Genomic DNA, 12760 nt, shown 5'->3' on the forward strand with positions numbered 1-12760 from the left:
ATGGAATATTTTGAATCGATTATTGATCAACTGACTAAACGTGCGGCGCGTGCGACGTTAGGACAGTTTGGTCTGCGCTCTAAGCCTTTGCGTGAGTTCTTATGGCAAGCCTTTTCCAAAGCGCCAGGACAAGAAGGTGCCTTTCTTGGTGACCCTGTTTTTGAAGCGACATTTGGTTGGCAACCGCACACCGAAAGTATGAATGTGCTTTCCGGCGGGTTACTGCAACCAAGTGTTGTTCATGCTATGGCCAATCCACCGAAAGAGCTGAAAGAAGACTATCAGTTTGACTCTAGTTGGTACCCCTATGCGCATCAGTATGAAGCGTGGCAGCACCTATCAAACGATGAGCCGCGTTCAGTGATTGTCAGTAGTGGTACGGGTTCAGGTAAAACAGAGTGTTTCCTCGTCCCGATCTTGAATGATATCGCTAAGCGAAATAGCAAAGCTGAAGGGGTAGAGGCACTGTTTTTGTACCCTTTGAATGCGTTGATCAATAGCCAGCGTGACCGCTTGGCCGCATGGACTCATGAGCTGGGTTCTGATGTGAAGTTTTGCCTCTATAACGGTGAAACAAAAGAAAACATGCCAGTTGCCAAGCAGCGTGCACAGCCAAATCAGCAGCTATCAAGAAAAGCATTGCGTGATGATCCCGCCCAAATTTTGGTGACTAATGCCACGATGCTGGAATACATGTTAGTCCGCCAAAAAGATGAGCCCATTCTCGCTAAATCGAAGGGTAAGCTACGTTGGATCGTCTTGGATGAGGCGCATACTTACATTGGTTCACAAGCGGCGGAACTGTCGTTGTTATTACGTCGTGTGATGCATGGATTTGATGTAACGCCTGATCAAGTTCGTTTTGTGGCAACGTCGGCAACCATTGGTGGAAAAGATTCTGATGATGATTTGAAAGCTTTCCTTGCTGATGTTGCTGGTGTTGATATCACACAGGTTTATTTGGTCAAAGGTCATCGAGAAATTACTGAACTCGCTGAGTTTTCGACGCCACATGCGATGGATATTAATCAAGTAAAGGCTATCGAAGATACATCAGTACGTTATCGCGTACTTGAATCGATTATGCCGCTTCGCATATTACGCCAAAAGCTGAGTTCAGATGATAACCGACTGTCGCTTACTCAAATTTGTAAGCTGCTATCAGCAACTGATGAACCAATGGCTGAAAAGTTGGCGCTGCAATGGCTAGATATTTGTGCCTCGACAGTAGGGGCGGATGGACAGGCGTTTATCCCGTTCCGTTTGCATTTGTTCCATCGGGTATCAAGTGGCCTATGGACCTGTTCAAATTTAAACTGTAAAGCAAAATCGGGAACCGCATTAGATACGATTGATTGGCGCTTTGGCATGGTTTACATGTCGCGCCGTGAGCAATGTGGCTGTGGATCGCCAGTCTTTGAAATGACCAGCTGTAATGGTTGCGGTACGAGCTTGTTGTTAGCGGATGAAAGCGTAGAGAAAGAAACAGGAAATAGTGTTCTTAGCCTAACGAAGCCAGATTCAAGTATTGATGACTTCACGCTCGATATCGAAGTGGATGATGCAGAAGCCTTTGATGATTCCGAACCGGATGAATCGGACAGCCATTCTTGCATCTGTATTATGTCGGAACAAGCCCATGACGAAACAGGTCAATATTGGTTAAACAACGATGGCGTATTAAAGCCAAGTTCTCATAAAGGGGCGTTTAACGTTCATCGTGTTGAAGGCTACAGTAAATCAGACGGTAGTGGTGTTGCTCTACGTTGCCCTTGTTGCCAGCATGCTAAAATTCAGAATTATGATTTCTATCGCCATTTCCGCAACGGCGCGCCGTTTATGCTGTCGACCGTTATTCCAACGCTATTGGAATTTTGCCAAGACGGTAAAAAAGAGCAGCTAAAAGGCCCTTGGCATGGTCGCCGAATGATCACGTTCACTGATAGTCGGCAAGGAACGGCACGTTTTGCCGCTAAATCTCAGCAAGATGCAGAGCGTCAATTTCTCCGGGCTGCGCTGTTTCATCTCGTGGCTGATAGGACTCTTAAAAGCGGGTCTCTTACACCAGAGCAGGAAAAAGACCTTAAAAAGTATAAATCCCGTTTAGCGATGTTTATCGAAGACGGCGATGATGACATGGTTGAAATCATAGAAGAGAAGATAGCTTCTTTATGTGGTGGTGCTGGCGAAGTTTCAATTCCATGGTCTGATGTTGAGCATGAGCTAGCAAAAGAGAAAGAACTCCAGTATTGGATCAAAGACTCTTATCAACGGTTTGATGACAAGATGAATATGGTGAAAGACCCAATCCTATTGTCACGCTTGTTGTTATTGCGCGAGTTTAATAGCCGTCCAAAACGTCAGAATACATTGGAAACGTTAGGGTTGATCCGAATTGAATACCCTGCGATCAAGGATAAAGGCAATACCGCACCAACGGAGTGGGTATCGCTATTTGATGATACAGCTGCAGGGCAAGATGCTTGGGTCAACTTTCTGACCTTATGTTTGAACTTCCATGTACGTGCCAATAAAGCCATCTCCTTGACCGAAGAGCAGCAACGCTGGATTGGCGCGAAATTCAGTGCGGGTCTGGTTATTGCTCCTGATAGTGAGAGTCAGTTCAGGAATATTCAGAGTTGGCCGCAAGTAAGAAAAGGCGCGGTTCAGCCCCGATTGGTTAGGCTGCTCGCTGCAGCGTTTAATCTAGATATTATAGATAAAGAAGATAAGACACAGATTGATATCATCTTGCAAGATGCGTGGAAAGTACTTCAACGGTATGTGCTGTCGGCTAGTGGTGATGGTTATCGCCTTGAGTTAGAGCATCAGGCTAGCTTTAGTTTGATTGCCGAAAAGTGGCAGTGCCCGCATACCCAGAAGATCATTGATACGCCACTAAAGCAAATAACGCCTTATTTGAATGTTAAGGGGCATCATGATGAGCAACGTTGCCGTTTATTGGAGGCTCCTGCTTACCCTTACCCCTATGGGCGTCGTATAGAAGATGGCTCAGCAGTGAGCTTGAACGAAACGAGAGATTGGCAAGAACAACCGGAGATCGCCAATCTACGTAAAGAAAATGCGTGGTCCGATATATCCGATCGTATTGTTGAGCGCACGCCGTACTTTAGAGTGGCTGAACACTCAGCTCAACTACCTGCAAGCTTGCTTCGAGATTACGAAGATAAGTTCAAGAAGGGGGCAATTAATGTTCTGAGTTGTTCGACGACCATGGAGATGGGGGTCGATATTGGTGGTATTTCAGTAGTCGCGATGAATAACGCGCCACCTAACCCAGCGAACTATCTTCAGCGTGCAGGCCGTGCCGGTCGTCGTGGTGAAACCAAGTCTGTTGCACTAACACTATGTAAAAATACGCCGCATGGTGAGCATATTTTCGGCCAGACACGCTGGGCATTTGATACGCCGATTCATGTACCGAACGTATCTTTATCAAGTGAATATATAGTAAGGCGGCATATTAACGCTTTATTGCTGTCGGTTTTCTTACGTCAAAAAAGCATTAGCGAAAACTCATTGCGCCTGAGCTGCGGTAATTTCTTTATGCCTGCCCATGATAACTGTGCTTCACAGGCAGAGTTGTTTACCAATTGGTGCTGTACTGAAGCGCTAACGATGATGAGTGATGGCTTAGAAACACTGCTTAGACGTACTGTTTTACAAGCCAGTACAAAAGCGCATTTGGTTCAAGATGCAGCTAAGCAAATGACTCGAATTTTGCAAAGCTGGCAACAAGAGCATCAGTTGTTGTGCGAGCAAAGTGAGGCGGTGAAGGCTGACAGTAATCGACTCTCTACAGCTCAGGCTGCCGTTGAAACCCAAATTCAACGTTTAGAAGGGGAATACTTACTATCTGAGCTGGCGAGAAAAGGGTTCTTGCCAGGTTATGGCTTTCCTACCGACGTGGTTTCGCTCAATAACGACAATGCAGAAAGCATTAACCGTCGGAAAGGGTTAATCCAAGCGGCTAAAGAAGCGAAGTCGGCCAAGGATGATAAATTAGTTCATCGTATTGATAATTTATACAGTGCCCGAGATTACCCATCTAGGGATCTGTCGGTTGCAATAAGAGATTATGCACCTGGCAGTGAGGTTGTACTTGATGGCCGTGTGTATCAATCAGGTGGTGTGATCCTTAATTGGCACAGTCCTGCATCCGCCGATCAGGTGAATGAAATCCAATCTTTAATGTGGGCTTGGCGTTGCCAGCATTGCGGTGCAAGTGGCACCGATAGAAATATGCCCTCGGATTGTAGCTGTTGTGATGCGCCATTAAAAACTGATAGCTACCATCGATTTATAGAGCCTGGTAGTTTTGCCATTGATATTCGCAATAAGCCGCACAATGATATATCTCGGTTAGTCCATGTGCCATTCCAAGATCCTTGGGTAACGGTTGAACAAGCGGAATGGGAAGAAATCAGCGTTAACCCGAGTGCGATGTTCCGTTCCAGTCATGATGGGCACGTTTACTATCATAGTGCTGGCCTTTCAAACAGTGGTTATGCATTGTGTCTTGAGTGTGGCCGCATGGAGCCCATGCCTGATGCTGACGATGTAACGCCGCATCAAGTTCTTGAAAATCACACGCGTTTGCGTGGTGGCAAAGGCGAAATTGAGCGGGAGAGTGAGCACTTCTGTGGCGGGAATGAACGTGATTTCGCGATTAAAGGGCCGATAAAGCTTGGGCACAGCACGCGAACAGACGTTTTTGAATTATTGCTATTTAATGGAGACGGAACGGTACTTGATAACCGTACTGTTGCGCGGTCAATATCTGTATTACTGCGCAATGAATTGGCCGAAAAGCTCGGTATCAACAGTGATGAGATCGGTTGCACAACAAAGCCAGTAAACTATAAAGACCATGAAGCTCAAGCCATTGTTCTTTATGATTCTTCAGCTGGTGGTGCTGGATTCGCAATTAAAGCCCCTGAATTTATTGTTGAGTTGCTGCAACGAGCGAAGAAAAAGGCTGTTGAGTGCCATTGTGATAAGGCATGTCATCGCTGTTTGGTGGATTATTCGACTCAGCATGCATTGGAACTGTTGAATCGATGGAAAGTCATTGAGTTTTTGGATAACGACTTTTTTGCGCGGTTATCACTGCCAAGTGAATTTATGCTCTTTGATCATGCAAACCGAAGAGAGCTGCGTCCGCTGGTTACAGCCATAGAGCAGTCGCTAGCACGTCTGGAGTCTCCGGAACTGTGTATTTATCTCGATAGGGAAGCGCTTGATGATCTAGGAGAGTGGCCATTAATTGATGTCCTTTACAGTTGGGCGAGAGAGAGAAAGGTGAAAGTGGCGCTAATCAGTCGTGGTAGTGAACTATCAACGTCTGAGCAGATCAGCCTTTCATGGTTCTCGAACCATCCAAATATTGAGCTACGTCAGCGTGTTACACCAATTAAAAGTGAGATAACGTTATGTGCTGAAATTTATAGCGGTGAGCTTGCTTATGGGTGGGGCTTTCTTAATGAGTATGACTCGCAATTGATTACTGGGTGTAGCGGTGTACCTGAACTAGAAGCGATAGAGCTAAACCTAACAGAACACTCTGAAAAAATCGGTACGGTGCAGGTTCATAATGAATTAAATGGGACAGTAAAAGCATTTGGATCGCTTTTTTGGACCAAAGTACTCCAAGCGTCTGATTTGTTACTGAGTAAAATGCAAACTAATAAAATTGTAGAGGTTGAGTATTGTGACCGCTACTTGGCAGCACCATTACCATTTAGTTTGTGCTTAAGTACTGTCGGAGCATTACTCGCTCATTATGAAGGCTGTAAAGCGAAGATCATCACAGGTCGCTTACATACTTCGCCATATGCACCTGAGACGGTACAAGATAACTGGTACTGCGAAGAGGATAGAGCTGAATTAGTCGATGAATGTATTAATCAAACTCGACTTGATGTTGAGTTTGAAACTGTACACAAGTTTGCCCTTCCACATGCAAGAACCATGAAGCTTAGTTTTGATGACAGCACTGCGGTAACGATATGGTTAGATCAAGGCTTCGGCTACTGGTGGATAGACAAGTACGATCCTGAAAACCGCTTCCCTTTAGACCTTAACCTTGAAGAGCAGGCTGAACATATAATTCAAGGAAAATGGCAGCTGAGGGGCGGGCAGTGGCCTACCGCCGTTTTCTTCTCTATCGGTGATTAAGAAAATCAAGGGCAGCTTCGGCTGCCCTTTTTTATGCATACTATTAGCAACTTCCCTCAAGCCATTTGTCATATCGATTCATTTACAACAAGCAAACCGATGATCGTAAGCTTACGAAAAACATGATACTCATTTTGAGTTTTAGTATTACTCCTAAGTTGAGTTCAAGGTGATTTAAATCACCATAACAAAGAGTAATACATCATGAAAAAAATCGCAGTAGCCTTACTTGCCGCACTGGCACTTTCTGGATGTTCACAACGTGTGGCCGATCTTACCGTTGCCTCTACCAAAAACATGAACCTTAACTCAGACGGTTTCGTAACAGGCGAACGTGTTGAAGGTAAGGATATGGTGCCGGTTGTTCTGTTCCCGTTCGGTATTCCACAGGTAAAAGAAGCGGCCGATAACGCTATCGAGAATAATCACTGTGCCGTTGGCTTAACAGATGTTGTCGTAACACAAAACAACCATGCATTGCTGTTCCTGCTTGGTCAGATCGGTTTTAGCGTAGAAGGTAACTTGGTTATCGATTCGACCAAGCCAGGTTGTGAGAAGTACAAGCATGAAGCTTAACTTAACCGTTCCACCTATCGCAGAGCAGGAGCGTATCGCGAGGGAGCTTGATGAGCTAAAGGGTCAAATTGATAAAGCGACATGCTTGAATGAGAAAGAAGCGCTATCACTGAAGTTGCGCGACAAGATGGCGTTTTATTTCGGTCAAAAAGTGTGGTCTGAGCATAATGAAGAAAGTGAAATTGATGAAAAATAATTGGATTTTGGCTCTAGGCCTTCTTGTTGTAGGTACAGCTAATGCTACAACTAATAATCAAAAAACAATTGACCCAAAAGAAGTAGCAAGCTGTTCTGCTATCGATGGTGATTTAGCAAGGCTAGAGTGCTTCGATACTCTTTCAGCCAAGAATGGATTGAATGGGCTTCAAGCAGTACCTACAGAGACAGATGGCACTGGAAGCTGGATTGTCAGTAAAGACATCAATCCGGTTGATGACAGTCAAACGGTTACCATGATATTGCAATCTGAGTCTGGTACTAATAAGTGGGGACGTAAGGTGGCAATGGTGCTGCGATGCAGCCAAAATACCACGGATATGTATATTAATTGGGGTGAATACTTAGGGCGTGATGCAAGTGTGTTAACCCGTGTCGGTTCCGATAAAGCCGAAACCGAGAATTGGTCACTGTCAACAGACAGCAAAGCATCATTCAAACGCAAACCAATACCGATGATTAAACAGATGTTAGGGCAATCAAAGTTTGTTGCACAGATTACGCCTTATAATGAATCACCAGTGACCGCTATTTTTGATATCAATGGTATTGATAGTGCTATCAAGCCGCTACGAGAAACCTGCGGCTGGTAAGTAATAAATACAATAATGATTAATATGTTAGTGGTAAGTAGACTTACTGCTAACAGAATTTAAGGCTACGAAATATGAAGAACGTCCTTCTGTGCACAACAGGCGCAACCCCTCAAGTGCTAACTGAAACGCTGTATGCATTACATACCCAGGGCAAGACGTACCCTGATGAGGTATTTGTAATCACGACTGAAAATGCCAAGCAGTTGCTGATTCAAGGGCTTTTTGAGGAAGGGCGCTTACAGGCGTTGATTGAAGAATACGAGATGCCAGCTGTACGGTTTGATGAAAGTCATATATGGGTAATTAGCGATGAGAGCGGTAAGCCATTAATTGATGCCAAAAGAGAAGAAGATCAGGCGCATATGGCAGATTTTATCACGAGCAAAGTAGCTCAGCTAACATCAGACGAAAATTGTGCTATTCATGCTTCGATTGCTGGTGGCCGTAAAACCATGGCGTTTTACATGGGATATGCGATGTCCTTGCTTGGGCGTGAACAAGATGCGCTAAGCCATGTTTATATAAACGATGAGTTTGAGTTTGTTTATGACTTCTATTATCCGACAATAAATGACAACTGGATTGAAGGTAGAAACGGCCAGAAGTTAAATACAAAGGATGCGACGGTGACCTTGGCTGAAATTCCCTTTGTCAGGATGCGTAAGAAGTTTGAAGGTGATTTGATAGGCCAAATTGAAGAAACGTCATTTAGCAAGACTGTGGCGATGATGAACGCTTCCGAGCAGGCAATTTCTGCTCAAATATCGAATACTGCGGTTACGTTGTCGGCATTTGGAGTGGACATTAAGCTCACTACAAAGGAGCTAGCACTTTACCAATTCTTGGCGCGTGAGCCGGGTAAAAAAGTGACTATTGACCGGAGTTTCGTTGATAGTCTTGAGCCCAGTAAAGCGTATTTGTCCGTCTATTCATTGATGAAAGGGGATGCCCGCGTATATAAAACATTTGGCTTAGAAGATGAGATCGCTTGGAAGAGTAATGAGCTTGATAACCTGAAGCCGATGGAGAAAGAGTTTTTCCAGCCAATTCGTACCAACATAAACAGGAAGCTGAAAGAAAAGTTACCTGTAGGTATCTTTGAGAAGGTTCAGATCAACTCGAAACGAGTCAGTGGTGGAAATATCTATTGGATAGATGAAGATTTAACAATTTCTGAAACCTTCCATCCCTAATCATTCGTAAGCTTACAAAAAACAGATATAACTCTCTTCAAGTAATATAAAACGTGAAGAGAGTTTATACGCATGCCCATAACTCGAGGTTGATAATAATATGAAAAAAGAATGCCACCACAGAAATGTTGTAAGAATAAAAAGAAAGGTTTGGCAGAAAGTTTTCTATAAAGCCATTTATTATTGTAATGATTGTGGGGCAGTATTGAAGTTATGAGCAAAGACAAGTTAATTGTAAGGAAGATGATTAAAGAAAGATCTCAGTATCACCTATTAAAAGTTAAGTGTAATCATAAAGCAGATATAGAATTACAGTTATCGAGTAAAAATATCTATTTAAGTAATGAGCGTGAAAGCTCAAATGACAATTTAAAATGTATGAATAAACCAGAGGGAGGAAAAAACGAACAAAACCTTTAATTTACTTACCATTACAATGAACCTTTATGAATATGAAATTACCTAATATTAATCCACTAAAAGCTATTCCAGCTTTTTTCATTCTCGTTATTGTCTCTGGCTCTTTTTATACGGTACCAGAAGGGCATCGCGGTATAGTGAGTCGCTTTGGTGAGGCCACCAAGCAGGAGACCCCAGGCTTACATTTCAAACTACCTTTAGTTGATTCTGTCCGTGAAATTGAGATCCGTACTAAGCGTATGGAAGAGCCACTTGCTGTTGCAACTTCGGAGCAACTTGCAATTAAAACGAGTATCTCAGCGAACTGGACGGTTAACCCAGATACAACTCTTGAATTGTTCCGGAAGTACGGAGACTTGAATCAATTTGAGCAGCGGATCTTGGCGCCAAGGCTTCGAAATGCGGCAAAGATGGGGATGGCAAGACACACTGCTGAAGGGCTTATTCAAAATCGTCAAGCTGCTGTTTCTGATGTAGAAAGGCAATTAGCAAAAGAGCTGGAAGGGATCCCTGTAACTGTCGATTCGATTCAAATCGAGAATATAGAATTGCCTGCTAAATTCAGAGAGTCTATTGATCGTAAACTTAACGAAAAAAATCTGAGGGATGCAGAAGCATTTCGACTTGAGCGCCAGGATCTTGAAGCTCAGCAAGCAGTAAATACTGCAAATGCCGATCGTGATGCAGCAAAAGCAAGGGCTGACGGTGAGGCCTACACTATTGAGCAAAAGTCGATAGCAGAAGCTGCGGCAATTAAACGTAAGGGTGAGGCAGAGGCTGCGGCAATTTTAGCAAAGGCGAAAGCACTAAAACAATCTGGCGGCTTGGTGATTGAGCTTGAAAAGGTTCAGCGCTGGCAAGGTCAGGTTCCAGCAACAGTAATGGGAGATCAATCAATGCCAATTATTGATCTACGTTCTCATGCTAAATGAAGAATTATTGAGAAGGTATGAATATAAGCCTTCATTTATGAGTAAATACGGACCAGCAATATCAATACTGCTGATGTTGATTTCATGTGCCATGCTTATATCATCGCTTCTTTACGTTAAGTGGGATAAAAAGCAGACCTTGATACATAGTTGGGATAACTTTGAATCAGAAATGACTTGAAATAGTTGCCAATTGAGCTATCGGGAAAGAGGAAAATCATGGCCTAACTTTCCAATATTCGCCAAGTACACATGTTCGGGCTATATAGAGGTTTGGAAAGTGGAGCAAACAATCAAAGTAAACCCGTATCCTTCTGAGCATGAAAAGCAAAAGGAATTGTAATTATATAATCATGGGATTCAGTAGCTTTATTGAAAAAGCATTGGCTTGTTTGGTTGCAGTGTTTATTGGGTTTATTGTTTTCATGATTGGTGAGGCAATATTCTATAAAGTACCGCCGGTTACTCCGAAAGTGATTGATAAGACCGTTCGCTTTTATTGTGGTCACGGTGTTACCGATGTTCAGAAGCTGACCCAGTTTAGGAAGTCGGTTTCAGTAACCTGCAGCGATGGTAGCAAAAAATACGTAGATTACCTTTAACTAAAGGGGGCCAATATGGCCTCCTTTCTTGTATCCGAACATCAGTTTGGCAAGCGTTTAGTTACTTTCTGCAAAGAGGTGTCTGTTGTCCAGTTTGTCCGACTAAGCATCTACTCAACACAAAATGTTTCGAATCCTAACTACCCCCTAAAAAACACGTTCAACTACCTAATGTTTAGTACCCATATCAATCAAATGACCAGTAAGTGCAATATTTAGTACAAAAAACCATCATATTGCTGTATTTGAATTGTTTATCAAGAGCTGTTAACCTACGTCGACATTTTAAATTGTTTAGTGTTCTAAATTGTTTTTTTATCACTGGCAATTCAAAGGTGCTTTTCTTGGATAGGAAAGCATCAAAAACAAAGCGTTCAAAGAGTATTATGGATAGTGTACTAAAGAAATATAGTATCGAGACGACCGACTATCAGGTAGGTCAGGACAACATTCAGAAATGGGGTTTTGATATACATAACCCTGTCTTCGGCACCAGCGCAGGGTTGATCTTAATTTTCCTTGCTGCACTTTTTTTCATCGACCCAGAAACAGCCAAAGATGCGCTGAACAGCGTTAAAAATGGGATCCTCAATGACTTTGATGTGTTCTTCATGTGGCTGACAAACTTTTTCGTTGTTTTCACTATGGGGTTGATGCTCTCACCATTGGGCAAGATCCGCATTGGTGGTAAAGACGCTCAGCCAGAGCACTCAAGAGTGTCGTGGCTGGCAATGTTATTTGCTGCCGGTATGGGTATTGGTCTGTTGTTCTGGGGCGTAGCGGAGCCAACAGCCTACTTCACCAACTGGTGGGGGACGCCGTTCAATGTAGAACCGTATTCCGAAGATGCCAAAGCACTGGCGATGGGCGCGACCATTTTCCACTGGGGTATCCACGGTTGGGCTATTTACGCGATAGTTGGTCTGGCGTTGGCATTTTTTGCCTTTAACAAGGGCCTCCCACTGTCTATCCGTTCTGTGTTTTATCCAATTTTTGGTGACAGGGCTTGGGGCTGGTTAGGCCACGTTATCGATATCTTGGCGGTATTGGCAACATTGTTTGGTTTGGCGACCTCTCTTGGTTTAGGTGCGCAGCAGGCAACCAGTGGTATTAACCATGTGTTCGGTACCGAAGGTGGTATCGGTATGCAGATGGGGGTGATTGCTTTTGTTACAGCGATTGCGATCTTCTCTGTTATCCGCGGTATTGATGGCGGGGTAAAACTACTAAGTAACATCAATATGGTGTTTGCTTTCGTGCTGTTGGTGTTCGTAGCTTACGTTGGCTTTGATGTGGTGAAAGTGGCACTGCCAGACACCATCATGGCTTACTTTGGCAATATTGTTGAATTGAGCAACCCGCATGGCCGTGACGATACAACCTGGATGCACGGTTGGACTGTGTTCTACTGGGCGTGGTGGATTTCATGGTCACCATTTGTGGGTATGTTCATTGCCCGTGTATCTAAGGGTCGTACTGTACGTGAGTTCTTGTTCGCGGTGATCTTTGTACCAACCTTGATGACCATTATCTGGATGTCGATTTTCGGTGGTATCGCGATTGATCAGGTCGTCAACAAAGTGGGTGAACTAGGGGCGAATGGCCTGAATGATATCTCGCTAACCTTGTTCCATGTGTACGATGCGCTACCGTTTAGCTCGGTGATTTCAGTGTTGTCTATTGCCTTGGTACTGATCTTCTTCATTACCTCGTCAGATTCAGGCTCATTGGTTATCGACAGTATTACTGCAGGGGGTAAAGTCGATGCACCTGTCCCTCAGCGTATTTTCTGGGCAACTGTCGAGGGCTCAATTGCTGCTGCAATGCTATGGATCGGTGGTTCGGAAGCGCTGCAAGCATTCCAGTCGGGGGTTGTTGCTACCGCCTTGCCGTTTAGCTTTGTGTTACTGCTAATGTGTGTCAGCTTGGTTAAAGGTTTACGGACCGAGCGCGCTCTTTACTAGATTTAGCTTCTGATGCAAAAGGCCTCAAACAGTGTTTGAGGTCTTTTTTGTTGCTTGTCTTTT

8 protein-coding genes are annotated in these 12760 nt (G+C 43.9%); all 8 read left to right on the forward strand.

Annotated features, from left to right (window positions below; all coding sequences use genetic code 11):
• The 8 genes from L4D79_RS14245 (at window position 1) to L4D79_RS14280 (ending at window position 12697) form a co-directional block, all read left to right on the forward strand.
• Window positions 1–6198 carry a DEAD/DEAH box helicase gene (locus tag L4D79_RS14245; protein ID WP_428652222.1) on the forward strand — a complete coding sequence of 2066 codons (6198 nt, stop codon included), beginning with the start codon at window positions 1–3 and terminating at the stop codon, window positions 6196–6198.
• A gap of 204 nt (window positions 6199–6402) precedes the next feature.
• A complete protein-coding gene (locus L4D79_RS14250) occupies window positions 6403–6774 on the forward strand; it encodes a lipoprotein (protein WP_428652223.1) in 372 nt (123 codons plus the stop codon).
• On the forward strand, window positions 6764–6970 hold the full coding sequence (locus L4D79_RS14255; RefSeq protein WP_428652224.1) for a restriction endonuclease subunit S domain-containing protein: 207 nt from the start codon (window positions 6764–6766) through the stop codon (window positions 6968–6970). Before L4D79_RS14250 ends, L4D79_RS14255 begins: the two co-directional genes overlap by 11 nt.
• Window positions 6960–7583, forward strand: a complete 624-nt coding sequence (locus tag L4D79_RS14260; RefSeq protein WP_428652225.1) for a type VI secretion system-associated protein TagO — start codon at window positions 6960–6962, stop codon at window positions 7581–7583. Before L4D79_RS14255 ends, L4D79_RS14260 begins: the two co-directional genes overlap by 11 nt.
• Before the next feature lie 74 nt (window positions 7584–7657).
• A complete protein-coding gene (csm6, locus tag L4D79_RS14265) occupies window positions 7658–8779 on the forward strand; it encodes a CRISPR-associated ring nuclease Csm6 (RefSeq protein ID WP_428652226.1) in 1122 nt (373 codons plus the stop codon).
• A 446-nt stretch (window positions 8780–9225) separates the two neighbouring features.
• The gene (locus tag L4D79_RS14270) at window positions 9226–10131 is read left to right on the forward strand and encodes a prohibitin family protein (RefSeq protein ID WP_428652227.1); all 906 of its coding nucleotides are present in this window, start codon (window positions 9226–9228) and stop codon (window positions 10129–10131) included.
• A 353-nt stretch (window positions 10132–10484) separates the two neighbouring features.
• Complete coding sequence (locus L4D79_RS14275; RefSeq protein WP_428652228.1) at window positions 10485–10733, forward strand: hypothetical protein; 249 nt, start codon at window positions 10485–10487, stop codon at window positions 10731–10733.
• A 386-nt stretch (window positions 10734–11119) separates the two neighbouring features.
• On the forward strand, window positions 11120–12697 hold the full coding sequence (locus L4D79_RS14280) for a BCCT family transporter (protein WP_428652229.1): 1578 nt from the start codon (window positions 11120–11122) through the stop codon (window positions 12695–12697).
• The last annotated feature ends 63 nt before the right edge of the window (window positions 12698–12760 follow it).

It is taken from the genome of Photobacterium satsumensis (assembly GCF_050336935.1).
GTDB classification, from domain to species: Bacteria; Pseudomonadota; Gammaproteobacteria; order Enterobacterales; family Vibrionaceae; genus Photobacterium; species Photobacterium satsumensis.